The following is a 25,899-nucleotide window of genomic DNA, read 5'->3' as shown; positions in this document are numbered from 1 at the left end:
CTCGGCATGCCCTCCGCCCCTTCGTTGCCGGAGGACGGCGCGCGGAGCCTCACGCTGCTCTACCGCGGTCCGCTCGCCTCCTGCGACTACGACTGCCCGTACTGCCCGTTCGCCAAGCGGCGCGACAGCCCCGAGCAACTTCGGGCCGACCGGGCCGCGTTGGAGCGTTTCACCGGCTGGGCCGCCGGGCGCGCGGGCACCGGCGACACCCTCTCGCTGCTGTTCACCCCCTGGGGCGAGGGGCTGGTGCGGTCCTGGTACCGCCGCGCGCTGGTCGAGCTGAGCCGGCTGCCGCACGTCCGTCGGGTCGCGATCCAGACCAACCTCAGCTGCCGCACGGGCTGGCTCGCCGAGGCGGACCTCGACACCCTCGCCCTCTGGGTCACCTTCCACCCCGGCCAGGTCACCCGTGAGCGCTTCCTCGCCAAGTGCCGCGAGCTGGACGCACTCGGCGTGCGCTACAGCGTCGGCGTGGTCGGCCAACCCGAGCACCTCGCCGAGGCCCGTCGGCTGCGCGCCGAGCTCCCCGACGGCGTCTACCTGTGGGTCAACGCCGCCGAGGGCCTCACCTACACCGACGCCGAGGCCGCGCAGTGGGCCGCCGTGGACCCGCACTTCGGCTACAGCCGGCACGCCCACCCCAGCGCCGGGCTGCCGTGCCGCACCGGGGAGTCCGTGCTGTCGGTGGACGGCGACGGCACCGTGCGCCGCTGCCACTTCGTCCGGGACGTCCTCGGCAACCTCTACGACGGCAGCTACCGCGCCCGACTGCGGCCGCGCGCCTGCCCCCTGCCGGTCTGCGACTGCCACATCGGCTACGTCCATCTGGAGACCCTGCCGCTGTACGAACTGTTCGGCGCGGGCGTGCTGGAGCGTGTGCCGCACGACTGGCCGTCGGGCCGGTGATAAATCGGTTGCGATCCAACCACTCTGTGTGAAAGCGTACGAACATCCGCACAGGACCAGCTGGTTCGGACATTCGGAAAGGAGGCCCGCAGATGATCAGTGGTATACGGCCCGCCGTCGTGCCGGGCCTCGTGCTCGGTGACACCCCGGCTCGCGCTTCGACGCGTGAGCCGCACCCGGCCTGACGCCCCGCGCCCGGCGTCGCCGCCGCCCGACGCGCCCGCTGCTCACCTCCTCGTCGAAGTGCTCTTCGTGTCCCCTGCACGATCGACCACGAGGAGCCCCGGTGTCCGACACCCACCGGCCCGACATCGTCACCCTGCCCACCTCTTCCGCCCTGCCCGCACCCTGGCACAGCGCGAACGGAACGCCCCCGCCGCGCCGCCTGATCGCCGCCGACGACACCCTGTCCGCCGGGGCCGCCTACAGCCTGGCGTGCGAGGGCACCGCCCTGCTCTGGCAGGGCGACTACCCCGGCGCACTGCGCCTCCTGCATGCCATGCGCCGCCGCGCCGAGCGGCGCCGACCCCGATCCGCCCCCGACTCCCCGACCGAGGCCTTTCGGCAGCACCGTCGGGAACGCGCCCGCCTCGCGCGTGTCCTCGGCACGCTGCTGGTGCCGCTCGGCGCGGACCACCGCGTCCGGCTCCACCGGGCGCCCGACGTCCGCGAGGCCTGCCTGGCGGCGTACGGACCGTTCCTTGACAACAGAATCGTGTCCCTTCGCGAGCTCCTCGGTGTGATCGGCGCACACCAGTGGCGCACCAGGGGCGTCGAGATTCCGGCCCTCGGCGCCCGTATCCACCCGCACTACGGGGTCTTCTCCCCCGTCCGCGGCGAGTACGTCGACCTCGTCGCCCGGGCGCCGCTGCCACCGGCCGCCCGTACCGACCTCACGGTCGCCGCCCAGGACCTCGGCACCGGCACGGGGGTGCTCGCCGCGCTCCTGGCCCGGCGCGGACTGCGCGAGGTCGTGGTCACCGACGCCAATCCACGCGCCCTCGCCTGCGCCCGCGACAACGCCCGCCGCCTCGGGCTCGCCGACCGCATCAAGATCGCCGGCACCGGTCTCTACCCTCCCGGCCACGACCGGGCCGCCCTGATCGTGTGCAATCCCCCGTGGCTGCCCGGCCGCCCGAGCTCCAGCCTCGACGAGGGCGTCTTCGACCGGGACGGCCGCATGCTCCGTGGCTTCCTCGACGGCCTGGCCGCCCGTCTACTGCCCGGCGGCGAGGGCTGGCTCGTCCTCTCCGACCTCGCCGAACACCTCGGACTGCGCTCCCGTGCCGACCTGCTCGGCGCCGTCTCCGAGGCCGGGCTACGCATCACCGGGCGCCTCGACACCGTCCCCCGCCACCCCCGGGCCACCGCCCCCGATCGGGCCGACCCGCTCCTGCGCGCCGCCCGTGCCGCCGAGGTCACCTCGCTCTGGAGGCTGGCCCCCGCATGACTCCCGGCAAACGCCCGCCCACAGCCCGACGCGGTCCTGCGCTCACCGGGCGGCACGGCCCGCGCGTCCCTAGCCTGGTGACAGGGAGGAGGCGAAACACCATGCTTGGAGACGCTCCGCTACAAGCAGTCATCCCCGCCAGCGATCTCGCCCGCGCCAAGGCCTTCTACACCGACACCCTCGGCCTCAAGCTGTCCGAGGAGGGTGAGGAGGAGTTCGTCTGCGACTGCGGCGGCACCCGGTTCACCGTCTACCGCACCCCCAGCGGTGGTCAGGCCGCCCACACCCTCGCCAGCTTCAAGGTCGCCGACCTCGACGGCGAGATGACCGGCCTCCGCGACCGCGGCATCACCTTCGAGGAGTACGACTTCCCCGGCCTGCAGACCGTCAACGGCGTCGCCGAGGGCGAGGGCATGCGCGCGGCCTGGTTCAAGGACAGCGAGGGCAACATCCTCTGCGTATCCCAGCGAGTCGGCCCGTAGCCGCCCCGCGCCCCTCGGTCGGGTGCGACGCCGCTGCCCGGCCCGCTCGTGCGGAGCGGGCCAGGCGGCGGGCCGGGCGGCGGCGGGCCGGGCGGCCTCCGCTGTCACGAGCGGCCGGTCACCGCCCGCCCGCGCACCCGCCGCCAGAGCGCCCGGGTCGAGGCGACCGGGTCGAAGGATCCCGGGCGGTCCCGGGTCAGCGGATAGCAGGCGAATCCGATCAGCGCCGCGCTGAAGTGGCCGATGCTGGTGTAGTCCCGGCTCTGCTGCACACCCAGTCCGTAGACGACCAGCACCCCTGCCGCGTACAGGTACCGCCAGGGCGGCACGATCAGGTAGGCGAGTACCGCGACCACTCCGGCCAGCGCGTAGCTGACGCCGTAGTCCAGGGTGTAGACGGCCCTCGGCGGGGCCAGCCTGCGGCGGATCGCCCAGCCGAGCACGCCCTCACTGAGGTAGGTGGCGCCGACGTGAGCGAGGGCCGCCACGGAGATCCAGCGCAGGGTGCCGAGCCACCGTTCGGCCGGCACGTGGAAGAGGTTGTACAGCAGGAAGTAGAACGGCCAGCCGCCGCCCGCGATCCACAGGGCGCTGGTCACCAGGACGCGCACCGGCGAGGCCTGGAGGTGGTGGAGGTTGGTCGAGCGCCGATGCAGGATACGGTCCGCGGTCGCCGGATCGACGTGCCGGATCACCTGCGTGGTGACGAGCAGGATCGCCAGCCAGATGTAGGTGCCCGGCGCGCGCCGGACGTAGGCCCACACCGCCCGGCCTGCCCGCGCCCACCAGGGCCGCCGGTGCGCTTCGGAGCCCCCGGCGGTGCTACCGGCCATCGACGCCTCCTCGACGCTGCTCCCCTCACCCTCGCCCCCGCCCGGCTCCGCCGCCACCCGCCACCGCCGCCACCGAGGCCGAGGCCCATGCGCGACCGCACAGGGTTCCCGGCCCCGGGCCGCACGCCGCCCGCCTCCGCCCCCCTCCGCCTTCCGGCCGCTCGCGTACGCTGGCGCTCGGACCGTCCGGCCACGGGCTTCCCGGCCGCGCACCGGGCGAGCCCGCACCGGGAACCGCCGAACAAGGGCACCAGGCACGATGAGCGATCGCCTCTCGACGAGGACACCGACCGGCCCCGATGCTTCCCGGCGCCGGGCCCCGAAAGCCTCCGCCCCAAAAACCGCCGCCCCAAGCGCCTCCGTCCCGGGAGCCTCCTCCCCGAGGTTCTCCGCCCTGGGATCCGCCGCCCGGCTGCGGCTCACCGCGGCGTACGTCCTGCTGCTCACCGTGACGGCAGCCTGGCTGGCGAGCCAGGGCCATGCCGAGCGGGCCCGGTTCGTCCGGCACAACAGCAGCAATGTCCATCACCTGGAGTTGGGCAAGTGGTGGACCCTGTTCACCAGCGGCCTGGTGGTCGACGGCGTCCCGGCCTGGGCGGGCATCGCGGCGGTCGCCGCCGTCCTGGGCCTGGCCGAGTGGCGCTGGGGTCCGGCCCGGGCCGGAGCGGTCTTCGTCTTCGGACACCTCGGCGCCACCCTGCTCACCGAGGGCGCCATGTGGGTGATGGTGACCGCCCACATCCCCGGTGCGCTCTCCCACGCCCGCGACGTGGGGATCAGCTACGGCCTGGTCGCCACCGGCACCTGTCTGCTCGCCCTCGGCCCGCGCCCGCTGCGCCGCTACGGCCTCCCGGCGCTCGCACTGGCCCTGGCCACCGCCTGGGCGTTGGACCAGCAGCTGGCCGACGCCGGCCACCTGGTCGCCCTCGGGCTGGGCGTACTCGCCTCCCGTACCGCCTGGCTGCGCACCCGGCGGCCCACCCGGGCCCCCTGATCCGCCCCAACCACCGGACTGCCCAACGGAGTTGGCCGGACGCCAGGCCCACACACGACGGCCCGGCGAGCCACCGTCGCCACCCGGGACTCCGTATGCCCTTGCATTACTCTGCAAATCTATGCCAGAGTTCGGGCATCGGATCGATTACGCCGAATCCCGTCACACATCGCTAGATCAGGGGCCCGCTCCTCGCGGGTCAGAGGGTGCATCCATGTCGAAGGTCTTGAGCAAGCTGCCGGTCGGTGAACGGATCGGCATCGCATTCTCCGGTGGGTTGGACACCTCCGTCGCCGTCGCGTGGATGCGCGAACACGGTGCCCTCCCCTACGCCTACACGGCCGACATCGGCCAGTACGACGAGCCGAACCTCGCCGACGTCCCGGCCCGGGGCCGCGCGTACGGCGCCGAGCAGGCCCGGCTGGTCGACTGCCGGGCCGCGCTGGTCGAGGAGGGCCTGGCCGCTCTCGCCTGCGGCGCCTTCCACATCCGTTCTGCCGGGCAGACGTACTTCAACACCACCCCGCTCGGCCGCGCCGTGACCGGCACGCTGCTGGTGCGCGCCATGCAGGAGGACGGCGTCTCCATCTGGGGCGACGGCTCCACCTACAAGGGCAACGACATCGAGCGGTTCTACCGCTACGGCCTGCTCGCCAACCCCAACCTGCGGATCTACAAGCCGTGGCTGGACCAGGCGTTCGTCGACCAGCTCGGCGGCCGCAAGGAGATGTCCGAGTGGCTCGCCGAGCGGGACCTCCCGTACCGGGACTCCGCCGAGAAGGCCTACTCGACCGACGCCAACATCTGGGGCGCCACCCACGAGGCCAAGCGGCTGGAGTACCTGGACGCCTCCCTGGAGATCGTCAGCCCGATCATGGGCGTGGCCTTCTGGGACCCGGCGGTCGAGATCCAGACCGAGGACGTCACCATCGAGTTCGAGTTCGGCCGCCCGGTCCGGATCAACGGCCAGGAGTTCGCCAGCGCCGTCGACCTGGTCCACGAGGCCAACACCATCGGTGGCCGGCACGGTCTGGGCATGTCGGACCAGATCGAGAACCGCATCATCGAGGCCAAGAGCCGCGGCATCTACGAGGCCCCCGGCATGGCGCTGCTGCACATCGCCTACGAGCGGCTGCTCAACGCCATCCACAACGAGGACACCATCGCCACGTACCACACCCAGGGCCGGCGGCTCGGGCGGCTGCTGTACGAGGGCCGCTGGTTCGACCCGCAGTCGCTGATGCTCCGGGACAGCATCCAGCGCTGGATCGGCCACCCGGTCACCGGCAGCGTCACCCTGCGGCTGCGGCGCGGCCAGGACTACTCGGTCATCGACACCCAGGGCCCCAACTTCAGCTACCACCCCGAGAAGCTGTCGATGGAGCGCAGCGTCGACGCCGCGTTCGTCCCGGACGACCGCATCGGCCAGCTGACCATGCGCAACCTCGACATCGCCGACTCGCGCAGCAAGCTGGAGCAGTACGCGGTGCACGGCCAGCTGGCGCCGTGGAGCGGCCTGATCGGCGAGCTCGCCCCGGGTGGTGCGGCTCCCATCGCGGCCGGCACCGGTGACGAGGAGGACCCCACCGCGCTCGACCACGCGGCGATCGAGTCCGGCAACGACTGACGCGCTCCGCGCTCGCGGAGGGCCGTCGCACCCCAGCGGTGCGGCGGCCCTCCGCCGCTCTCGGCCCGCCCCGGCCCCACCCGTGACTCCCCACCCGTGACTCCGCGCCCGTCTCCGCCCGCTCTCCGCGCCCGGCCTCACCCGAACGGCGGCACCGGCCGTGCGCCGACCGCCCGACGGTAGCTGAATGGCGGACGGTGCCCGGTGACGGGAAGGCGGGTCGGGAGATGGGTGAGGCGATCGGCCCGATGCTGGCCTCCGCGGTGGCAGTCGCGCTCAGCCCGCTGCCGCTGATCGCCGTCCTCCTGATCCTCGCCTCACCGCACGGACGGGCCAACGGGATCGCCTTCACGGCCGGCTGGCTGCTCGGCCTGGCCTCCGTGGTGGCCGTCGTCGTCGCGGCGGGCACCGCACTGGATTCGGCCCGCACTACGCCGACCTGGTCCTCCTGGCTGAAGCTCGGCCTCGGCACCGCGCTCCTCCTGCTGGCCGTCCGGCAGTGGCGCGAACGGCCCCGCCCCGGCCGGGTCACCGCGCCACCGGCCTGGCTGCTCTCGATCGACCGGCTGACCGCCGCCCGGTCCGCCGGTCTCGCGGTGGTCCTGATCGTCGCCCACCCCAAGACCCTGATCCCGGCCGTCGGCGGGGCCGCCTCCATCGCCGCCGCGCCGACCGGCGCCGGGGTCGGGGTCGGGGTCGGCGCCAGTACCGGTATCGGCATCGGTATCGGCGGGAAGGCGGTGGCCGCCACCCTGATGGTGCTCCTCGGCTCGCTGGGGACCCTGCTGCCGCTCGTGGTCCACCTCCTGGGAGACGACCACGCACGGCACACCCTCGGCGAGTGGCGGGCCTGGACGGCCACGCACAACGCGGCGATCATGACCGCCGTTCCGCTGCTGCTCGGCGCCGAGTACCTGGGCGCCGCCGTCTCCGGGCTCGCCTGAACCCCGACCGGCCGCGCCCGTCCCTGCCCCCACACCCACCCCCACCCTCACCCCCGCCCCGCACCCGTCACCTGATCCGGACCACCCCCCGCCCCCGCACCGCCCGGACCCCCAGCCGCCCGGGGTACGCCCTCGGTCGCGCCGCCACGGCCTCCCGCACCGTCAGCAGGATCTCGCCGTCGTAGCGCTCAGCCAGCAGCCGTGCCAGCTCCGCCGCCCCGCCCGGCCGGACGTCGGGCGCCAGCTCCGGCAACCGGCCCGGGGCGCTCAGGTCCTGGGCCTGGGCGGCCCAGCGGGCCGCGTCGCGCCGCTCGCCCTCGGCGGTGTAGTGCACGGCCAGGCAGTGCACGGCCAGCTGGTCCCCGTACTGGGCGGCTATCCGCCACCAGAAAACGCCGTCCGCCGTGCGGCCCATGCCGTACAGCAGGCAACCGAGGGTCCGGAAGGCGGTCTTCTCCGCGAGTTCGAGGTCCAGGGCCAGTTCCCCCGGCTCCACCGCGCCCGCCACCCCCGCACACAGGTGCCGCAGGTCCCGCCGCAGCTCCGCCCGTCCCCCGGCCCACCTGAGCTGTCCCGGAACCGCCGCCGGGCCGGAGCCCGAGCGCGCCCCGGAGCCCGACCGCACCCCGGGGCTGACCCCCACCCCCGCCCCGGCGCCGGTCCCGGAGCCCGCCGCCACGGACGCGCCCGGGCTGGGCCCCGCCGCCGGAGCGTGCGGGGGCCGGGCGCCGGCGGGCGGCCGGTCTGGGCGTTCGCGCACCGCCGGGACGGGTCGCCGGACGGCGGCGAGCCGCTCGGCCAGCCGGCGGGTGAAGGCCACCGGATCGTGGTCGTCGAACTCCCGCTCCAGATCGACGGCGTGCGCGTGCAGCAGGTCCGCGACCCTCATGTCCGCGCCCCACCGTCGTCCGGGTGCTCCAGCAGGTACTCCAGGTGGCGCCGCCCGAGGCTGTAGTAGGTGCGGGCGGTGGTGTGCGCGATGCCGAGGGAGCACCCGATGTCGGGGTACGACAGTCCCGCCTGACGCAGCCGGACGACGTCGGCCTGAACCGGGGCGGCCCGCGCGAGTTCCTCCATCGCCCAGTCCAGCGCGTCCAGCTCGGCGAGCTCGTTCAGCTCGTCCTGGCTGGTGTCGGGACGGCGCTGGGCGATCACCCGCAGCCGCTTGCGTTCGGCGCGGCGGCGTTCACGCAGCACGTCCACCACGGCGTCCTTGACGATCTTGAAGGCGAAGGCCTGCGGATCGGGGCTGGCCAGGGCCCGGCGCCAGTTCTTGTAGAGCGTGGTGCCCGCGTTCTGGACGGCGTCCTGGGCGTCCTCACGGTGCCGCAGGCGCTGCTGGGCGTAGCGGAGGTACCCGGAGTTCTCTCGGGTGAAGAAGGCCTCGAAGTCGTTCGGCAGGTCGCCGAGCGGGTCGGCTCGCAGGCCCCGCTCCTCGCCCGGCCCGGGAGTGCTCACGTGCGGCCCCCCTTTCGTCGGTCAGCTGGCCGGCCCACCTGGTGGCACGCCGACGGCCCCTTGGGGCTCGTGGTGTAACCGTCCGGGAGCTCCGCGGTGTTGACCGGATCGGGCGGACAATTGCCGAAAGATTCCGTTCACATTCGGACAGCGCCGCTGACCTGCCGCTTCACCCTCACGGACCCAGCGGACACATCCGAAACGTGACCCAGATCACAGGGTCGCGGAAGGATGGCTTGACAAGCCCCCCAGGGCCACCCCAGCGCCACCCCACCCCGACACCCCTCGGCTCCAGCCGACACGCCCCTACGGCGCCGGCTCGACCTCGGCGGCGTCCAGCGCGGCGGTCACCCGGTCCAGCAACCCGCGCAGCGCCGCCAGGTCCTCGAGCGGCAGCCCGGTCGCCGCGAGCAGTCGGCGCGGGACCTGCCCGGCCCGCTCGCGCAGCACCGACCCCTCGGAGGTCAGGCGGACGGTGACCGACCGCTCATCCTCGGGGCTCCGCTCGCGGCGCACCAGCCCGGCCGCCTCCAGGCGCTTGAGCAGCGGCGAGAGCGTCCCGGAGTCCAGCCGCAGCCGCTCGCCGATCCGCTTGACGGGCAGTTCCCCCTCCTCCCACAGCACCAGCATGACCAGGTACTGCGGATAGGTGAGTCCGAGGTCCCGCAGCAGCACCCGGTACACGCCGCCGAAGGCGCGGGAGGCCGCGTTGAGCGAGAAGCAGATCTGCTGGTCGAGGCGGAGCAGCTCCTCGTCCGCCAGGCCGGGATTGGTGGTCATGGACCCATGGTACCGATCGCCATCGCGCAATTGAGTTGTGCGCAATTAAATTGCGTGCTCTACTTGTTGCAACGCAGCGACGACCGAACGGCCGCCGCGAAGCGGTCCGGGCCCGCAACCGCCCGGACGACCGACCGCAGGAACACCCAGGACCTGAAGGGAAGCCACCATGGACGCGCTCTACACCGCAGCCGCCACCGCCAACGGCCGGGAGGGTCGTGCCGTCAGCTCCGACGGCCAGCTGGACCTCACGCTGGCCATGCCGCCCGCGCTCGGTGGCAGCGGCCAGGGCACCAACCCGGAGCAGCTCTTCGCCGCCGGCTACGCCGCCTGCTTCGCCAGCGCCCTCGGCCTGGTCGGCCGGCAGGCCCGGGTGGACACCAGCGAGGTCTCGGTGACCGCCGAGGTGTCCATCGGCAAGGACGAGGCCGGCTTCGCCCTCGCCGTCGTCCTGCGCGTCGAACTGCCCGAGTCCCTCGCGGGCGAGACCGGCGAGCTGCTGGTCAAGCAGGCGCACGAGGTCTGCCCCTACTCCCGCGCCACCCGGGGCAACGTCCCGGTCGAGCTGGTCGTCGAGTAACCGGTCGGACACCCCAGGCGCCCCGCCGACGGACGAGGCCCGCCACACGCGAGTGTGGCGGGCCCGGCCCGTATCCCCGAGGCCCGCCCCAGGTCCACCCCCCAGGTGCACCCACCGAGGCCCGCCTCCCGATCCGCCCCCGGGATCACTCCCCGCCCGGCCCGTTTGCCGAGCGCAACGTATCCAGGCGGTGCCGGTACTCCTCCGCGTCGATCTCGCCCCGCGCGAACCGCTCCGCGAGCAGCTGTTCCGGACCCGGCCCCTGGCCACCCTGCCCCCCCTGCCCCACCTGGCCCCAGCCCTGCGCTCCGCCCGCCCCCGGCTCACCGGCACCCGGAGCCGCTCGTCCGGGCGGGATCGGCTGCCGCGTGTGCGACACGTAACGGAACAGGGCCACCGCGAGGAGCACGAGGATCACCAGGATCAGCAGCATCCCGAACACCATCAGCCCCACGCCCAGGCCACCGACGTGGTCGTGTCCGTGCCAGTACCTCATCAGGACCTCCTCCTCCGGCCCCGCCGGGGCCCGCCGAGGTGAGCAGCGCCTACCACCATCGTGCGCCCGTCGGCGGTGAAAGCGGCGTAAGGGAAGTCCGGGACGACGGTCCGGTGCCCGGCCCGGCGACCGCCCCGGGTAGCGTGCCGCTCGTGACCCACCACCCGCCGCCCATGTCCGCCATACGACCGCTCACGGTCGGCCACGCACCCGACGACGACCGCTCCCCCGAGCAGCTCGTCGCCGCCGGGGTGCTGCGGCACCATCCGGACCCGCGTCCCCACCCCGCGCTCGGTCACTCACCGATCGGCTACGTCACCACCGAACTCTGGGCCGAGCTCACCGCCCTGGCCATCGCGCCGACCGCCGCCGAGACCACCGCCACCGCGCTGCTGAACTCGATCGCCGACCGCGCCGTGGACGCGGCGCTCGCCCCGGGCAACGAGCGCGCCCCGCGCGACGACCTGTACGTGACCGACCCCGCCCACATCGGCCCGCACCGCCGGGCGGTCTGGTTCCAGCGCTCCGGCCCGCGCGGCCCACGCGACCCGCACAACCTGCTCACCCCGCTCGACCCACTCGGCGGGTACGCCCCCCGGGGCCCGATCACCGCCTCCTTCGCACCCCGCGAACCGTAGGCACCCGCGCCACGCCCTGCACACCCGCCGGGCCGCGCACCCCGCCGCACGCTCAGCGCTCGACCTGGAGGCCGTGGCACACCCAGCTCAGCCGGTCCGGCCCGCCGTACGGCGGCCGGTCGTGGTAAGTCCCGTCCGCCACCGACATGTTGACGATCAGGTATGCGTGCCAGGTCGACCCGACCCCGTGCAGGTCCGCGTAGACGAGCTCGTCCGCCACGTACCAGTCCACCGAGTTCGCGCCGAGCACGACCCGCAGGTCGAAGGTCGCCCCCGGCCCGATCCCGGCGCTCGCGCCGTGCCAGTAACGGAAGCCGCCCCGCACGTGGTTGGAGATCTCCAGCAGGTCGGGGTTGTCGGGGTGGTACTCGAAGACGTCCACCTCGTTGCCACCGTCCCGCCAGGTCCAGATCGCCGGCCAGGCGCCCAGCTCGACGGGCAGCGTCACGCTCGCCGACAGCACGTCCCCAGCGCGGAGCTGGAAGCCCTCCGGGCTGCCCTCGGTAGTCAGCAGGCTGCAGCTCCACAGCCCACCACTGTGCCGCCTGACCGCCTTGAACACCCCGTCGGGGCAGTAGTCGCGGCTGAGGTAGTCGAGCTTGTGGTCGCTTCTGTTGGTCGGCCCCATCCGGGGATAGGCGCTACTGCGCCCGGCGGTCCACTGGCTGGTCGAAGTGAAGTCCGCGTCGAACACGACTGTCACGGCCGCCTCCCCGAAGCTCCGGCGTCCCGGCAGTCCGCACGCCGGGCACACAGGGTGAGTTCCCCGATACCCTCCGCAGTATGCGAAGCGGATAGTCCGGGCCCGGGACGAACGTGCGATTCGGGGGTGGCGCGGCCGGTCAGCCGACCGGCGCCGCACCTCCGGCCCCGAGCCGGTCGGTCACCGAGACCACCCCGTCCACCGAGCGGCACAGGTTGAGCACGATCGGCACCAGGTGGGGTTCGGGCACGGTCCCGCTGAGCACCACCCGCCCCTGGTTGACCTCCACCCCGATCTCCGCCGGGCTGACCCCCTCGATCCGGCCCAGCACCTCCTCGACGATCTCCCGCCGGATCACCGCGTCCTCGCGCAGGAACACCCGCAGCAGGTCGCCGCGGCTGACCATGCCGATGACCCTGCCCTCCTCGTCCAGCACCGGCAGCCGCTTGAGGCCGTGCCGGCTCATCATCCGGGCCGCCGCGACCACGCTGGTGTCAGGCGTGGTGCAGACCGGCTGCGCCGTCATCAGGTCGGCCGCGGTCACCTCACCGTCCGGGCCCGCCTGGGCCGACTCGGGCGCGGGTAGCAGGCTGGCCGGGTCCTCCTGCGCGGCAAGGGTGCGCAGCAGGTCGGCCTCCGAGACCACGCCGAGCGGCCGCCCCTCCGGGTCCACCACCGGTACGCCGGTGATGTCGTACTCACTCAGCAGCGCCACGATCTCCCGGAATCCGGTCTCGGGCGAGACCAGGACCACGGGGCTGGTCATCACGAATTCGACGGTGGCATGCCGCACGCCGGTTCACCTCGTCAACGATGCTGGTCCGACCGGGCGCGGATCGTCCCGGCCGGTACCGGCAGCATCGCTCGTGGCGGCCGCGATCGCCAGGGGCCAAGGGGCCGAACGGGTGGGACCTTGGGCCTCGGCCCGCGAACACGTTCCCGACAGGGGGCAGAGGCGGACGGTCGCCCCGCAGGCGGAGAGGGCGCCGGCCGGAGGCCGTAGCGGAGCCGCGGAACCAGCCGTTCCGGCCGTACGTGTTCCGCGGCGCCCGGCCGTACCCGTCGGTGCCCGTCCACTCTGCCCCGTCGGTGCCCGTCCACTCTTCGTCCCGCGCCCGAGGTGGCGGGCCCGACCGTACGAGCTCGCAGGAAGGCCGCAGCGATCTCGCCGCCGGCCGTGGGGGCGACCCGTCCGGGGCCTGGGTAACGGCCACCCCGGGGCCGCCGCCCGGCTTCCCGGTGCCGCCGGCCACCGGCCGAGCCGGCGGCCGACCGGGAACGGGACGACGGCGTTCGGGCCGTGGAGGGACCACGTCTCCTCCCCTGGTCCGTCCCGACACCGGAGGTCGCACGGGCGTGATCGTGCCGGATCCCCGGGAGCCCCGGCCGTACAGCCCGGGCGAGGTGGTCCCCCCGACCTCCCCGACCTCCGCGACCTCCGCGAGCGAGACGTCGCGGTCCGCCGCGAGCCGGTCGACGAGCGGGTCGACGGCCCGGGAACCCACGCCGACTGGGTCGGCGGAGCATCCACCGCTGCTCGTCGGCGGGAGGGCCGCCGGCAAGCGCCGGACGTCCCTGCCTCAGGGGCCAGCCGCACACCCGTCATATGACCGCCGATCTCCCCGGGCGGCGCAACCATCACATGATCGACTCATTGGACCGTCCACCACGACAGCACCACGGCCCCCGGGAGGGTTCCCTGGCAGGACGGACGGTGAGCGCGGCCATGCTGCGCCGGGGCGTCTCGGCGCGCCCGGTGGCCCTGGCGGAGGCCTCGCTGGTGCGCCACTACCGGCGGCTGGTCCGGCGCGCGTACCTGGCGCTGCCCGCCGACCGCGACCGGCACACCCGGGGGCTCGCCGCCCACGCCGCCGTCCAGCGCGCCCTGCCCACCCGCTGGGCCCGGTCTCCCCGGCCACCCGTCGCCGAAGCGCCCGACACGAAGCGCCCGTCACCGGAGCTCCCGAACCCTCCGACGCCCCGGACGACGACGCCGTCTACGCCACGCTGCGCCCGCGGGTGCTGCACACCGCGCTCCGGTCGCACCCGGCTGCCCGCCTCCTCGCGCGGAACTCGACCACGCGCTCGCCGCGCTCTCCGCCCCGGCCAGGGCGGCCTTCGCCCTGCGGACGGTCGAGGGGCTGAGCCCGGAACGGACCACCGAGGTGCTGCGGCAGGCCGGAGCGGTGCACCCGGCGGTGGCCGTGGCCGGGCAGGTCCCCTCCGGCTCGGACCCGCTGCCGCCGGCCTTCGACCCGTGCGCCGTCCGGGTGCAGCCCGCCGACCTGCTGCGCCGTCGCCGTACGCTGACGGCCGTGCTCGCGGTCGGTGTGCTCGGTCTCACCACCACGGCGGGCGTCCTGGGTGGCTCCCTCCCCGCGGTGCCCGGCCGCCCGGCGACGGTGCCGCTCCCGGGATCCGACACCGACCCCTCCTACCTGGTCCGGGTTGCCCCCGACGCCTGGCAGCACGCCACCCGGGTCGACTTCACCCGTCTGGCCCGCCCGCGGCGAGCGGAGCACGGACGGCGCGCTGCTCGGCCGGGCCCTGGCCGCCTGGTCCCGGCCCGGTGCCCGGACCCACGCCGAACCGGGTACGGACCCGGCCCCGCCCACCGCCCCCGTGCACCTGCTGTTCGCCGGGACGGTGGACGGCACCGGCGTGGCGGTGTTCCACGACGGCGGGCGGATCGCCCGCTGCACCGACGGCCGGGACGGTCAGGACGCCGGGTTGGACCTCGCCCGGGCCGACGACGCGGATCTCACCACGTCGGGCGCGGTGGTCCTGCACCGCCAGGGCGCCACCGTCCGCTACCTGCTGGCGCCCTGGGTGGACTCGGCCGAGACCCGCCGGATCGACCAACCCGACACCCCCGCGCGCCCGCTGGACCACCCGGACGGCCTCACCGCCCCGACCCCGGCCGGCGGCCCCGCCGACTGCCGGGGCGCCACCCTGCTCGAACTGCACTCCTCCCCCGTGGTCGCCGACCGGCACGCCTTCCTGCTGACCGACCTGGGCGGCCTGATCCCCACCCACCTCACCTACGCCCCGCCGCCGGACCGCACCCCGGCCGACCACACCCAGGCCGACCACACCCAGGCCGACCACACCCAGGCCGACCTCGAACCGCGCGAGGCCACCGCCCAGGACGCGCTGCGGGCCTGGGCCCGGGCCGGCTGCGCCGCCCCCGACGGCACACCGGGTGTCAGGCGACTGGACCTCTGGTCCTTCGCCGTACAACCACTGCCGCAGAACGCCGGTTCGACCTCCTGGGTCTGCCTGCGCGCCGACCGCTGGGACGGCGCGGGCAGCGCGGCCACCGCCGTCGTGCTGCCGGGCTCCGGCCGCCCGCAGCGCAGCGACGGCGGATCGGGCCGGACGTGCAGCCGCTTCGACCGGGACACCGTCTCCTGGGCCTGGTGGCGTTCCCCGCGCGGATCGGAGTTCCTGCTCGCGGCGGGGAGCCGCCGGGTCACCCGGCTCGCCGTCAAGGGCCCGAACTGGTCCGCCGACCGCTCCACGCCGGACCGCACCCTGGCCGTCGAACGCCCCGCCCGGGCCGCCGTCCAGGTCGAGGCACTGCTCGACGACGGCACCCGCATCAGCCCACCCCCTGAGGCCCGTCCGCAGCCCGTCCACCCCAGGGGGCCCGTCCGCCCCGGGGGCCCCGTCCGCACCCGGGACCCCGTCCCCGTTCAGTCCGTGGCCAACGGCCGCCGGGCCGACTCCCCTTCGTAGTCCGGCAGTTCGACACTGCTGACCTGCTTGCCCAGCTCCAGCATCCGCTCCAGCGCCCAGCGCCGGTTGAGCAGCGCGTTGCGCAGCCGCAGCCCGGTGGCCGTCCGCGGCGCGAGGAACGGCCCGGTCCGGTCCCCGCCCTTCTGGCAGCCCCGCGCGTAGCCGCGCAGCAGCCGCTCGTACCGCGCGAAGGCGCCGCGGTGGTCGCCGTCGGCCCGGGCCAGCTCGCCCGCCAGGACGTACGCGGCGACCACCGCCGTCCCGGTACCCATGCCGCCGATGGTCGCACCGCAGGCGGCGTCGCCGATCAGGGCGATCCGGCCGGTCGACCAGGCGGGCACGTCGGCGCGGCTGATCGAGTCGAAGTACAGCTCGGGGGCGGCGTCCAGACTCTCCAGCAGCTGCGGGACCCGCCAGCCGAGGCCCGCGAAGGCGGCCCGGACCAGCGCCTTCTGCCGCGCCGGGTCATGGCGGTCGTAGCGCAGTTCGGGCGAGGCGAAGAGGCAGAACGCACCGGCCCGGGCCGGGTCGCGGTGGGCCGCGCCGACGGACATCAGCCGGCCGGGGACGTTGAGGCCGACCGCGCCGACCGGCAGCCCGTGCTCGTTGGGCAGCTGCCAGGTGGCCGCGTAGTAGCCGAGGTGGCGGACGTAGTGCCGCTCCGGGCCGAAGGCGAGCCGGCGGACGTTGGAGTGCAGGCCGTCGGCGCCGATCACCAGGTCGAACTCGCGCGGCGCCGCGTGCCGGAAGGCGACCCGGACCCCGCTCGGGGTCTCCTCCAGCGCCGTGATCGAGTCGCCGAAGAGGTACTCGGCGCGGGCGCTGCTGTGCCGGTGGAGCAACTGGGCCAGCTCGCCGCGCGGGACCTCCAGGTCGCCGCCGGCGAACTCGGCGGGCAGGTGCAGCAGTCCGCGCCCGTCGGGGCCCACGAAGGTCATCGGGCTGCCGCCGGTGCCGAGCGCGCGCAGCTCCTCCAGGACGCCCATCCGCTCGAGCACGGTGAGGTGGGTGGGGCCGCGAAAGTCGACGTCCTGGCCGCCGTCGCGCAGGGCGGGCGCCAGCTCGACCACGGTCACCTCGAAGCCGTACCGGCCCAGCCAGTGGGCCAGCGCGGGACCGGCGATGCTCGCGCCCGAGATCAGGACCCTGGTGCTCATGGAAACCACTCCGTCCGAGGAACGAGAAACTGTGTCTGGCGGACACTGTTCATTGCTGTGTACGGTAGACACAGTTGCATCGGATGGACAACCCCCCAGGTCGTGGCATGGACGGACACCCGACCGGAAGTCCGGGGGCACGTCCAGCAGGGGCCCAGGACGGGAGCGGATGATGGTCGAGTCGGTGAGCGACACCGTGCGGTTGCTCTGGGGCCCTCCGGCCAGGCCCACCCGGGGGCCGAAGCCGGCCCTCAGTCTGGAGCGGATCGCCGCGGCCGGGGTCGAGGTCGCCGACGCGGAGGGGCTCGACGCGGTCTCCATGCAGAAGGTGGCCGGGCTGCTCGACTTCACCAAGATGTCGCTCTACCGGTACGTCCCCGGCAAGGCCGAACTGATCGCCCTGATGGTCGAGTCAGCCGTCGGCGCACCTCCGGACGCACCGACCGGAGCCGGTTGGCGGGAACAACTCACCGCCTGGGCCCACCACTTGGCCGAGGCCTTCGCCCGGCACCCGTGGCTGCTGGACGCCACCGTCGGAGCCCGGGCGCTCGGCCCGAGGGAACTCGCCTGGCTGGAGCGGGCGGTGGCGGCGCTTGACGGCCACGGGCTGACCGGCCCCGAACGGATGGACGCCGCCGTCCTGCTCACCGGGCACGTGCGCGGGATCACCGCGCAGTCCCGCGCCGCCGGCCCGGCCGGCACCCCCGAGGCCGAACTCCTCGCTGCCCTCGGCACCGTGGTCCGGGAGAACGCCGACCGCTTCCCGGCCGTCGCCGCCGCCATGGCCGACCCGGAGGGCCGCGACCAGGCACTGGAGTTCGGCCTGGAACGCATCCTGGACGGCCTGGCCGCCCTGATCGAGCGCCGGACCGAGCCCCGAGCCGAGCCCCGCGCGAACACAGGCTGACCCGCCGAGCCGAGCCAACCCGCGCCCGCCCCGTCCTCGCCGCTGTCCGGCCGCTCCCGCCCCACTCCTCCCCGAAAACCGTTCGGAGCGCCGCCCGTTCACTCGCTACCATCGCGCCCCATGGCGATGTTCGTGCACCTGACCGCCGCGGCCAACGCGCCGCGCATCCGCCGCGCCGGGATCCGCGCCGACAGCCACGGCCAGGGCGGCGCGCGCGGGGTGTACTGCTTCCCCGTGCTGCCCTCGTACACGCTGACCCACCAGTGGCTGCGCGAACTGGCCCGGTTCCACCCCAAGGGCGCGCTCGTCGCGGTGCACCTCAGGCTGGACGACGACCAGGAGGTCCTGGCCGGGCACTACCGAGACCGCGACCGGGGCACTCAACGACAGCTGCGGGCCGCCGAGGCGGTCCGGCGGATCGGCACGCTGGCCGACCCGCGCGGCTGGGAGGTGTTCCTGCCGCGCGCGGCGGGGGCCCGCGAGGTGCACCGGGTCCGCGCCGTACCGCAGGTCACCGGCTGGCGCTACCTCCCGGGCGCCCACGGCACCCGGCCGTGCACCTGTTTCGGCTGCCGCGTCTACGGCGAGTACGGCGCCCGCCGGCTGCGCGAGCGCCATCCGCACCCGCTGGACGGTCCGCCGCCGCCCGTCTCCGTACTGCTCGCGCGGATCGCGGCGGCCGGCGTTCCGGGAGATCCGGCCGAACTGCGCTCGGTGCTGCACTGGTTCGGGCTGCGCCGGCGCGGCCCGCTGGAGCGCCTGGCCCCGCTGGCCGCCCACCCGGACCCGGCGGTGCGGGGGGACCTGGTCTGGGCCGTCTGCCGCTGGTCGACCCCGGGTGTCGCCGAACTGCTGGACGGGCTGGCGGACGACCCGCATCCGGGCGTCCGCGAGACCGTCGCGGCGGTCCGGGACCACTGAGGCCCCGGCCGCCGTCGGATCGGCAAAGGTCGGGCGTTTCCGTCAGGAGACGCGCTTGAGCTGCCAGGAGTTCTTCTCCAGGCTCGGCACCGCGGAGTAGTTGCAGCCGGAGCCGTAGAAGGTGCTCACGATCGTCCAGCCGGCCGGCGGCCAGGTGGAGGCGCAGGCGTTGACCACGGTGCCGACCGGGTAGCCGGTGAGCTGCATGATCTTCTTGGTGTTCGGGGTGAAGCCGGAGCCGCAGCCGGCGCTGTTCCACCACTGGACGTCCACGAAGCCGCCCGGCGTCAGCGAGGAGGAGCAGGTGGTGCTGGTGTCGCCGGGCGCGGCCTGGGCCGTCCCCGCGGTCAGCGTCAGCGCGGCGGCGGTACAGCCCAGGGCCAGGACGGCGGAGCGAAGGCGAGTCACGAGGGTCGGCTCCTTTCGGTGACGCGGCCCGTCCGCGTCCCGCCCATTCCTATCCGTACGGCCGGGACGACGGACAGCGACTTTCCGGCCCCGCCTGCGGCTCGTTCTCGCCCATCCCCGCCGGTGGCGGCCCGCGACATGCCGCTGACCTGCGCGGTGTCCCGCCGAGGTGCCCGTTCGCCCGATCCGGGTGATCATGGGACGAACCGCGTCATCGGCGATTCGGCGCACCCGGCTTTGTCGGCCCGGGGAGCGCCCGGAAGGTGGACTGCGATGTTCCAGCTCCTGTGGATCCTGCTCATCGGCTTCGTGCTGGGCGTGATCGCCAAGCTCATTCTGCGGGGACCGCAGTCGATCCCCTGGTGGCTGACCATGCTGCTCGGCGCGGCCGGGGCCTGGCTCGGCAACGCCGTCTCCGGCTGGATCGGCGTCCGCCACACCTCGGGCATCGACTGGATCCGCCACATCCTGCAACTCGCCTTCGCCGTCGCCCTGATCGCCGTCGTCGCCCCGGCCTGGAGCAAGTCGCACCCGAGCCGCTGACCGACCGGGTCGGCCCGGCCCACATGCCCGGCAGGGCCGACCAGCCCACATGCCCGGCAGGGCCCGGCCGGCGCACGTGCGCGGCCGGCACGGCCCAGCCCGCAGGCGTTCCCGGGCCCGCTCAGCCCACGTGCACGGCCGGGCGGCGGGCCCGGTCCGGTTCGGCCTCGCGCAGCACCTCGCGGGTGACGGGGGCGATCTCGCCCTGTCCGAAGAGGAAGAACCGCAGGAACTGGGCGAAGGGGTTGCCCTCGGTCCACTCGAAGTAGATGTGCGGCTGCTGCCCGGTGAGGTCGCGCACCCGCAGCAGCAGGGCGGCCAGCGCGTTGGGCACGCTGGAGCTCTCCAGCGACAGCACCCGGTAGCGGTCGTGCAGCACCTCGCCGCGCACGGTCAGCTCGGCCTCGAAGTCGGACGGGTCGAGCACGGTGACCTCGACGAAGACCAGGTCGTCCTCGGCCGGGATGTCGTTGTCCCGCCGGATCTGGTGGATCTTGTCACGGTACTCGGCGAGGTCCCGGCTGTTCGGCTCGTTGGCGATCAGCCGCAGCGGGCGGTGGGTGTAGTCCCGGACGAACCGCTCCGCGACCTCGTCCAGCACCACGTCGGTGACGCGCAGTTCGAAGGCGCGCTTCAGCCGGGACAGGAAGGAGACCAGCATGATGCCCGCGATGAAGCAGGCGCCGATCTTGACGCCGTCCGGCCGCTCGGCGATGTTCACCGCCGTGGTGTAGAGGAAGACCCCCGAGATCACTCCGAAGCCGGCCCGCCAGCGGCGCTGCCCGGCCTTGTGGGCGGCGATGGTGACGGCGATGGCCGCGGAGCTGATCAGCACCAGCACGCCGGTGGCGTAGGCGCCGCCCTGGGCGTCCACGTTGGCGTCGAAGATCCAGGTGACCAGGAAGGCGATCAGGGTGAGCACGATGACGGTCGGCCGCACCGCGCGGGCCCAGTGCGGGGCCATGCCGTAGCGCGGCAGGTAGCGCGGCATCAGGTTGAGCAACCCGGCCATCGCGGAGGCCCCGGCGAACCAGAGGATGGCGATCGTGGAGAGGTCGTAGACGCTGCCGAAGGTGCTGCCCAGGTACTCGTGGGCGAGGTAGGCGAGCGCCCGCCCGTTGGCCTGGCCGCCGGTCTTGAACTGGTCCTCGGGGATGAGCAGCGTGGTGATGAAGCTGGTGGTGATCAGGAACACGCTCATGATCGCGGCGGCGGTGGTCAGCAGCTTGCGGGCGCCGCGGATCCGGCCGGTGGGCTTCTCCTCGGTGTCGTCCGGGTCTCCCTCGATGTGCGGCATCACGGCGACGCCGGTCTCGAATCCGGACAGGCCGAGCGCCAGTTTCGGGAAGACGATCAGGGCGACGCCGATCATCGCGATGGCGTTGCCGTGTTCCGCGGTCAGCGCGTCCGTCCAGTCGCTGAACAGGTGCGGGGCGCTGAGCACGTGCCACAGCCCGTTCGCCACCACCACGACGTTGAGCGAGAGGTACACCGCGACCAGCACCACGGCCAGGCCGATCGCCTCGCTGAACCCCTTGAGGAAGACCGCGCCGAGCAGGGCGATCATGATCATGGTCAGCGATACCTGCTTGCCGGTCAGGGCGCTTTGCAGGTGCGGGTTCTCCACCAGGTGGGCGCTGGCGTCGGCGGCGGACAGGGTGATGGTGATCATGAAGTCGGTGGACGCGAAGCCCAGCAGGGTCAGCACGAAGAGCTTGCCCTGCCAGAACGACAGCAGCCGCTCCAGCATCGCGATCGACCCCTGGCCGTGCGGGCTCTCCTGGGCGACCCTCCGGTAGACCGGCAGTGCGCCGAGCAGGGTGACGATCACCAGCACGATGGTGGCCAGCGGCGAGACCAGCCCGGCCGCGAGCGCGGCGATGCCCGGCTGGTAGCCCAGGGTGGAGAAGTAGTCCAGGCCGGTCAGGCACATGACCCGCCACCAGCGCTGGCCCTTCTCCTGCTGCGGCTCGGCGTGCGGGCCGGGGTGCTGTTTGGCCATGTCGGACAGGCCTTCCAGCAGCCAGGCCCGGAACCGCACACCCCGGGATGAAGGCACCGCCCCGTGCTCGGCCGACCCCGACGACACCACGTGCACCCCTGTCCACGACTCGGCCGGGCGCGCGGCTCCGGGCCCCCTGCGGCCGCCGGACGGCGGGCCTGGTCAGGCTAGGGGACGTGATCGCCGGGGCCGGGCAAGCGCGCGGGCCGACACACCCGGGTGCGCCCGTACGGCCCCCGGTGGCGGGCCGCCCCGGGCCCCGCCCACCACGGGGCGGCCCCCTCGCGGCACCCGTGGTCCGGCGCGGCGGCCTGCACAGGCCTCGTGAAACGCGCGAGGATGTCCGCGCGCCCGACACGCCCGGCCGAGGCAGCCACGGGCACGGGCACGGAACACGGACGAGGGACACAGGGAGGTCGCGGTGGTGGAGCCGAGCCGGCGGAGGATTCTGGGCCTGGGCCTGATGGCGGCCGCCGTCACCTCCTGCGGCCCCCGCCGCCCGGACCCCGCCACCGACCCGCGCCCCTCCACGCCGGCAGCCGCCTCGGCGTCCGGCGCCCCGACCCCCGGCGCCCCCGCCACCGCCACCGCCACCGGCGGCCCTGTCGCCGACGGGCACACCGGCCCGACGAGCGAGCGCTCCCTGCCCGGCAACCCCGACTGGGAGATCACCGACCCCGGCCAGGACGGCGCCATCGAGGGCTTCGCCGACCGGGTCAGCGTCCTGCCCGGGGAGTCCTTCGGCCTGCACGTCTCCACCCCCGCCGCCGCCTTCACCGTCTCCGCGTACCGGATGGGCTGGTACGACGGCGCCCGCGCCCGGCTGGTCTGGCGCCGCGAGCACGTGCCCGGCGGCAAGCAGGCCGCGCCGCACGTGGACCCGGCGACCCGCACCGTGCTGACCGGCTGGCAGCGCACCCTCGCGGTGGACACCGCCGGCTGGCCCGAGGGCGCCTACCTGCTGCGCCTGGACGCCGAGGACGGCTCCGGCCGGCGCTACGTCCCGCTCACCGTCCGCTCGGCGAGCACCGCCGGCCGGACCGTGATCATGAGCGCCCCGGCGACCTGGCAGGCCTACAACGAGTGGGGCGGCTACAGCCTCTACAACGGCCCGACCGGCGGCCTGGCCGGCCGCTCGCTGCAGGTCGTCTTCGACCGGCCGTACGACTACGACCACGGTGCCGGGCTGTTCCTGGTCTACGAGGCGCCGCTGGTCGCCCTCGCCGAGCGGCTCGGCCTGCCGCTCGCGTACACCACCGGCATCGACGTGGCCCGCGAGCCCGGCCTGTTGACCGGGGCGAGCGCCGTCCTGTCCCTGGGCCACGACGAGTACTGGTCGCCCGAGCAGCGGGCCAACGTGGTCGCGGCCCGGGACGCCGGGACCAACCTGGCGATCCTCGGCGCCAACTGCTGCTTCCGCCGGATCCGCTTCGAGCCGACCGAGCTCGGCCCCGACCGCACGGTGGTCTGCTACAAGGACGCCTGGGCGCAGGATCCGGGCCACCGGTCGGGCGCCCCGGCGACCACCGACTTCCGGGTCGGCCCGGGCGCCGACCCGGAGAGCTCGATGCTCGGCGTCATCTACGACGGCTACCCGGTGGACGCCCCGTACGTGGTCACCTCGCCCGGGCACTGGGCCTTCGAGGGGACGGGCGTCGCGGCGGGCGCGTCGTTCCCGCACCTGGTCGGGGTGGAGTACGACCGGGTGGACACCGGCTTCCCCACCCCGCGGCCGATCGAGGTGATCGCCCACTCCCCCGTGGTCTGCGACGGCCGCCACTCCCACTCCGACACCGCCTACCACACCGTGCCGAGCGGCGCCGGGGTGTTCGCCACCGGAACGATGCGCTGGGTCGAGGCGCTGGAGGCCCGTGGCCCCGGCGGCGGCAAGGCCGACCACGGCATCGACTCGCACGCCGGGGACCTGGTCCGCCAGGTCACCGAGAACGTCCTGCGCGCCTTCGCGGCCGGACCGGCCGGCCGGACCCACCCCGCCCAGGACAACCTCGCGACCGTCTACGGCACGGCGTAGCGGACCCGGCCCGGCCGGCCGTGAGCGGCGGTGCGGATGCCCGCCCCCGAGCCGGGGCCGGCGGCGCCCGACACCCCCGGTACACTCGCACGGTCCCATCCGGAGCAGGCACGAGGGAAACAGAACATGGTCGAGGCCTCCCCCAAGGTCGTTGTGGTCGTCCCCACGTACAACGAGCGGGAGAACCTCCCGGTCCTCGCGGGCCTGCTCGCGGAGCTCCCGGTGCCCAACCTGCACCTGCTGGTGGTCGACGACAACTCCCCCGACGGCACCGGTGAGATCGCCGACAAGCTCGCCGCGGACTCCGGCGGCACCGTGAGCGTGCTGCACCGCACCGAGAAGGACGGCCTCGGCCGCGCCTACCTGGCCGGCATGGCCAAGGCGCTGGACGACGGCGCCGACGTGGTGGTGCAGATGGACGCCGACCTCTCCCACCCGGCCTCCGCGATACCCGCGATGGTCGAGACGCTGCTCACCGACGGCACCGCCGTGGTGCTGGGCTCGCGCTACGTCCCCGGCGGCTCCACCGCCGAGGAGTGGCCCTGGCACCGCAAGGCGCTCTCCGCCTGGGCGAACTTCTACGTCAACGCGATCCTCAGCCTCGGCGTCCGGGACGCCACGGCCGGCTTCAAGGCCTGGCGGGCCGACACCCTGCGCGCCATCGACCTGCCGACCGTGCAGAGCAACGGCTACTCGTTCCAGGTCGAGATGAACTACCGGGTCGTCAAGCAGGGCATGACCATCCGCGAGGTGCCGATCCGCTTCGAGGAGCGGATCGAGGGCGCCTCGAAGATGAGCATGGGCGTGCAGGTCGAGTCCGCGCTGGCGCCCTGGAAGCTGCGCTTCAACCGCGACGACTAGCGGACAGCGGCGGCGCACGGGCCCGGCCCGATGCGGGCGTACGGGTGCCGGAAGGTCCCGGGCGCGGTGTGAACGGCGGCTTCGGGGAAAGAAGGGCGACATGGCCCTTCTCCCGGAGACCCTCAAGGACCTGGTCCGCCGCAGCGCCCGAGAACCCTTCGTGGTCCAGAGCATCCGGGCCACCGTCGCGGCCACCATCTCCTACGCGGTGGCGACGCGGCTGAGCAGCGAGCCCGCCCCGCTGACGGCGCCGCTGACCGCGCTGCTGGTCGTCCAGGTCACCGTCTACTCGACGCTCAAGACCAGCATCCGCCGGGTCAACTCGGTGGTGGTCGGGGTACTGATCGCGATCGGCTTCAGCGCCGTGGTCGGGCTCTCCTGGTGGAGCCTCGGGCTGATCATCCTGGCCTCGCTGGTCGTCGGCCGGTTCGTCCGGGTCGAGGAGTTCGTCCAGGAGGTCGCGATCAGCGCGATGCTGATCCTGGGCGTGACCAAGCTGGCCTCGCAGGCCTGGGACCGGGTGCTGGAGACGCTCATCGGCGCCGCCGTCGGCCTGCTGTTCAACCTGCTGTTCGCGCCACCGGTCTGGGTGGACAGCGCCGGGGAGTCGATCGAGGACCTCGCCCGTCGGGCCCGCCAGCTGCTGCTGGACATCTCCGAGGAGCTGGGCCGCCCCACCCCGGTGGCCAGGGCCGCCGAGCGGCTGCACGAGGCACGCAGGCTGGACCAGGCGATCGCCGACGTGGACGCGGCGTTGCGCCAGGCCGAGGACAGCCTTCGGTTCAACCCGCGGATCAGCGAGGGGCTGCTGTCCCGGCTGGTGCTGCGCACCGGGCTGGACACGCTGGAGATCTGCGTCGTCGTGATCCGGGTGCTGGCCCGCTCGCTGACCGACCTGGCCAAGCGGCGCGGCCCCGATGAACGGCTCTTCCCGCCGGACGTCGCGGTGGGGCTCGAGGAACTGCTGGCGCACGTGGGCGGCGCGATGGTGAGCTACGCGGTGCTGGTGACCACTCAGGTGAGCCGCAACGCCGAGGAGGCGGAGGAGCGGCTGACCTCCGAGCTGGCGGCCGCGTGGACCTGCCGGGAGAACGTCGCCCAGGTGCTGCTGCGCAAGGTCCGGGAGCACCCGGAGGCCTGGCAGCTGCACGGTTCGATACTGGCCGAGGTGGACCGCATCCTGGACGAGATGGACCTGGAGCACCGCGGCCGGCGGCTGATGGAGGAACTGGACCGGGCCTCGGTGGCGAACCGGGAGCGGTTCTCCCGCTACGCCACGCTGCGCCGCCTGCTGCGGGGCGAGCGGGCCCGCGGCGGGCGGTCCTCCGTCAAGGCGCAGCGCCCGGCGGCGTAGGCCGGGCACCGTTGCCGGGCTGTCCGCCCGGCGCCGGGTCCGGGCCGGCGGGCCCGGTACCGTTCCCCGGGGTGTCCCGCCCGGC

Annotated in this window: 25 protein-coding genes; 15 read left to right on the top strand and 10 right to left on the bottom strand. The window is 74.2% G+C overall.

What is annotated here, in order from left to right; all coding sequences use genetic code 11:
- The first annotated feature begins 6 nt into the window (after positions 1 to 6).
- The 3 genes from ACIQ87_RS26060 to ACIQ87_RS26050 all read left to right on the top strand — a co-directional run bounded on the left by ACIQ87_RS26060 (position 7) and on the right by ACIQ87_RS26050 (position 2,838).
- Positions 7 to 906, top strand: coding sequence for an STM4011 family radical SAM protein (locus ACIQ87_RS26060; protein ID WP_402410619.1), 900 nt, complete (start codon positions 7 to 9; stop codon positions 904 to 906).
- A 286-nt stretch (positions 907 to 1,192) separates the two neighbouring features.
- Positions 1,193 to 2,356 (top strand): methyltransferase, encoded by a 1,164-nt coding sequence (locus tag ACIQ87_RS26055; RefSeq protein WP_402410616.1) that lies wholly within the window; start codon positions 1,193 to 1,195, stop codon positions 2,354 to 2,356.
- Positions 2,357 to 2,457: 101 nt separating this feature from the next.
- Positions 2,458 to 2,838 (top strand): VOC family protein, encoded by a 381-nt coding sequence (locus ACIQ87_RS26050; RefSeq protein WP_402410615.1) that lies wholly within the window; start codon positions 2,458 to 2,460, stop codon positions 2,836 to 2,838.
- A 104-nt stretch (positions 2,839 to 2,942) separates the two neighbouring features.
- On the opposite strand, the gene ACIQ87_RS26045 is transcribed toward ACIQ87_RS26050, so the two are convergent.
- Positions 2,943 to 3,671, bottom strand: a complete 729-nt coding sequence (locus tag ACIQ87_RS26045) for a rhomboid-like protein (protein ID WP_402410613.1) — start codon at positions 3,669 to 3,671, stop codon at positions 2,943 to 2,945.
- Positions 3,672 to 3,930: 259 nt separating this feature from the next.
- Between ACIQ87_RS26045 and ACIQ87_RS26040 the strand changes: the two genes are divergently transcribed.
- The 3 genes from ACIQ87_RS26040 (at position 3,931) to ACIQ87_RS26030 (ending at position 7,236) form a co-directional block, all read left to right on the top strand.
- Complete coding sequence (locus tag ACIQ87_RS26040) at positions 3,931 to 4,665, top strand: rhomboid-like protein (protein ID WP_402410611.1); 735 nt, start codon at positions 3,931 to 3,933, stop codon at positions 4,663 to 4,665.
- A 214-nt stretch (positions 4,666 to 4,879) separates the two neighbouring features.
- Complete coding sequence (gene argG / locus ACIQ87_RS26035; RefSeq protein ID WP_402410609.1) at positions 4,880 to 6,292, top strand: argininosuccinate synthase; 1,413 nt, start codon at positions 4,880 to 4,882, stop codon at positions 6,290 to 6,292.
- 227 nt (positions 6,293 to 6,519) lie between these two features.
- On the top strand, positions 6,520 to 7,236 hold the full coding sequence (locus ACIQ87_RS26030; protein ID WP_402410606.1) for a GAP family protein: 717 nt from the start codon (positions 6,520 to 6,522) through the stop codon (positions 7,234 to 7,236).
- A 67-nt stretch (positions 7,237 to 7,303) separates the two neighbouring features.
- On the opposite strand, the gene ACIQ87_RS26025 is transcribed toward ACIQ87_RS26030, so the two are convergent.
- The 3 genes from ACIQ87_RS26025 to ACIQ87_RS26015 all read right to left on the bottom strand — a co-directional run bounded on the left by ACIQ87_RS26025 (position 7,304) and on the right by ACIQ87_RS26015 (position 9,474).
- Positions 7,304 to 8,125, bottom strand: coding sequence for a hypothetical protein (locus tag ACIQ87_RS26025; RefSeq protein WP_402410604.1), 822 nt, complete (start codon positions 8,123 to 8,125; stop codon positions 7,304 to 7,306).
- Positions 8,122 to 8,694: an RNA polymerase sigma factor gene (locus tag ACIQ87_RS26020; protein WP_402410601.1), complete on the bottom strand. Its 573-nt coding sequence runs from the start codon at positions 8,692 to 8,694 to the stop codon at positions 8,122 to 8,124. The genes ACIQ87_RS26025 and ACIQ87_RS26020 overlap by 4 nt, the downstream gene beginning before the upstream one ends.
- A 306-nt stretch (positions 8,695 to 9,000) precedes the next feature.
- On the bottom strand, positions 9,001 to 9,474 hold the full coding sequence (locus ACIQ87_RS26015) for a MarR family winged helix-turn-helix transcriptional regulator (protein ID WP_402410598.1): 474 nt from the start codon (positions 9,472 to 9,474) through the stop codon (positions 9,001 to 9,003).
- A gap of 169 nt (positions 9,475 to 9,643) precedes the next feature.
- On the opposite strand from ACIQ87_RS26015, the gene ACIQ87_RS26010 reads away from it, so the two are divergent.
- Positions 9,644 to 10,054 carry an organic hydroperoxide resistance protein gene (locus tag ACIQ87_RS26010; RefSeq protein WP_224282204.1) on the top strand — a complete coding sequence of 137 codons (411 nt, stop codon included), beginning with the start codon at positions 9,644 to 9,646 and terminating at the stop codon, positions 10,052 to 10,054.
- A gap of 145 nt (positions 10,055 to 10,199) precedes the next feature.
- Here the strand turns inward: ACIQ87_RS26010 and ACIQ87_RS26005 are convergent, their stop codons facing one another.
- A complete protein-coding gene (locus ACIQ87_RS26005) occupies positions 10,200 to 10,550 on the bottom strand; it encodes an SHOCT domain-containing protein (RefSeq protein WP_402410594.1) in 351 nt (116 codons plus the stop codon).
- A 173-nt stretch (positions 10,551 to 10,723) separates the two neighbouring features.
- On the opposite strand from ACIQ87_RS26005, the gene ACIQ87_RS26000 reads away from it, so the two are divergent.
- Positions 10,724 to 11,188 carry a hypothetical protein gene (locus tag ACIQ87_RS26000; protein WP_402410592.1) on the top strand — a complete coding sequence of 155 codons (465 nt, stop codon included), beginning with the start codon at positions 10,724 to 10,726 and terminating at the stop codon, positions 11,186 to 11,188.
- Positions 11,189 to 11,240: 52 nt separating this feature from the next.
- Here ACIQ87_RS26000 and ACIQ87_RS25995 read toward each other — a convergent pair whose 3' ends face one another.
- Both ACIQ87_RS25995 and ACIQ87_RS25990 read right to left on the bottom strand, forming a co-directional pair.
- Positions 11,241 to 11,891, bottom strand: a complete 651-nt coding sequence (locus tag ACIQ87_RS25995) for a beta-glucanase (RefSeq protein ID WP_402410589.1) — start codon at positions 11,889 to 11,891, stop codon at positions 11,241 to 11,243.
- A 139-nt stretch (positions 11,892 to 12,030) separates the two neighbouring features.
- Positions 12,031 to 12,684, bottom strand: coding sequence for a CBS domain-containing protein (locus tag ACIQ87_RS25990; protein ID WP_402410586.1), 654 nt, complete (start codon positions 12,682 to 12,684; stop codon positions 12,031 to 12,033).
- Between the two features lie 1,655 nt (positions 12,685 to 14,339).
- Here ACIQ87_RS25990 and ACIQ87_RS25985 point away from each other — a divergent pair.
- The gene (locus ACIQ87_RS25985; protein WP_402410584.1) at positions 14,340 to 15,629 is read left to right on the top strand and encodes a hypothetical protein; all 1,290 of its coding nucleotides are present in this window, start codon (positions 14,340 to 14,342) and stop codon (positions 15,627 to 15,629) included.
- On the opposite strand, the gene ACIQ87_RS25980 is transcribed toward ACIQ87_RS25985, so the two are convergent.
- The gene (locus ACIQ87_RS25980; protein ID WP_402410582.1) at positions 15,587 to 16,786 is read right to left on the bottom strand and encodes an FAD-dependent monooxygenase; all 1,200 of its coding nucleotides are present in this window, start codon (positions 16,784 to 16,786) and stop codon (positions 15,587 to 15,589) included. The two genes, ACIQ87_RS25985 and ACIQ87_RS25980, sit on opposite strands and share 43 nt — an antisense overlap.
- Before the next feature lie 184 nt (positions 16,787 to 16,970).
- Here ACIQ87_RS25980 and ACIQ87_RS25975 point away from each other — a divergent pair, with 184 nt between their 5' ends.
- On the top strand, positions 16,971 to 17,693 hold the full coding sequence (locus ACIQ87_RS25975; RefSeq protein WP_402410579.1) for a TetR/AcrR family transcriptional regulator: 723 nt from the start codon (positions 16,971 to 16,973) through the stop codon (positions 17,691 to 17,693).
- 120 nt (positions 17,694 to 17,813) lie between these two features.
- Positions 17,814 to 18,614, top strand: coding sequence for a HEAT repeat domain-containing protein (locus ACIQ87_RS25970; protein ID WP_402410577.1), 801 nt, complete (start codon positions 17,814 to 17,816; stop codon positions 18,612 to 18,614).
- Positions 18,615 to 18,656: 42 nt separating this feature from the next.
- Here ACIQ87_RS25970 and ACIQ87_RS25965 read toward each other — a convergent pair whose 3' ends face one another.
- Positions 18,657 to 19,022, bottom strand: coding sequence for a hypothetical protein (locus ACIQ87_RS25965; RefSeq protein WP_402410574.1), 366 nt, complete (start codon positions 19,020 to 19,022; stop codon positions 18,657 to 18,659).
- A gap of 273 nt (positions 19,023 to 19,295) precedes the next feature.
- On the opposite strand from ACIQ87_RS25965, the gene ACIQ87_RS25960 reads away from it, so the two are divergent.
- A complete protein-coding gene (locus ACIQ87_RS25960) occupies positions 19,296 to 19,565 on the top strand; it encodes a GlsB/YeaQ/YmgE family stress response membrane protein (protein ID WP_402410573.1) in 270 nt (89 codons plus the stop codon).
- A gap of 121 nt (positions 19,566 to 19,686) precedes the next feature.
- Here the strand turns inward: ACIQ87_RS25960 and ACIQ87_RS25955 are convergent, their stop codons facing one another.
- Positions 19,687 to 21,567 carry an amino acid transporter gene (locus ACIQ87_RS25955; protein WP_402410803.1) on the bottom strand — a complete coding sequence of 627 codons (1,881 nt, stop codon included), beginning with the start codon at positions 21,565 to 21,567 and terminating at the stop codon, positions 19,687 to 19,689.
- Positions 21,568 to 22,030: 463 nt separating this feature from the next.
- Between ACIQ87_RS25955 and ACIQ87_RS25950 the strand changes: the two genes are divergently transcribed.
- From ACIQ87_RS25950 to ACIQ87_RS25940, 3 genes are all read left to right on the top strand, one after another.
- Positions 22,031 to 23,599 (top strand): N,N-dimethylformamidase beta subunit family domain-containing protein, encoded by a 1,569-nt coding sequence (locus ACIQ87_RS25950; protein WP_402410800.1) that lies wholly within the window; start codon positions 22,031 to 22,033, stop codon positions 23,597 to 23,599.
- Positions 23,600 to 23,725: 126 nt separating this feature from the next.
- Positions 23,726 to 24,460 carry a polyprenol monophosphomannose synthase gene (locus ACIQ87_RS25945; protein ID WP_402410570.1) on the top strand — a complete coding sequence of 245 codons (735 nt, stop codon included), beginning with the start codon at positions 23,726 to 23,728 and terminating at the stop codon, positions 24,458 to 24,460.
- Positions 24,461 to 24,560: 100 nt separating this feature from the next.
- A complete protein-coding gene (locus ACIQ87_RS25940) occupies positions 24,561 to 25,814 on the top strand; it encodes an aromatic acid exporter family protein (protein ID WP_402410568.1) in 1,254 nt (417 codons plus the stop codon).
- The last annotated feature ends 85 nt before the right edge of the window (positions 25,815 to 25,899 follow it).

Source organism: Kitasatospora sp. NPDC096204, assembly GCF_044763205.1.
In the GTDB taxonomy this organism is placed as follows: Bacteria; Actinomycetota; Actinomycetes; order Streptomycetales; family Streptomycetaceae; genus Kitasatospora.
Note: the sequence above shows the minus strand (reverse complement) of the source record. Positions and strands in the feature narration are given on the sequence as shown.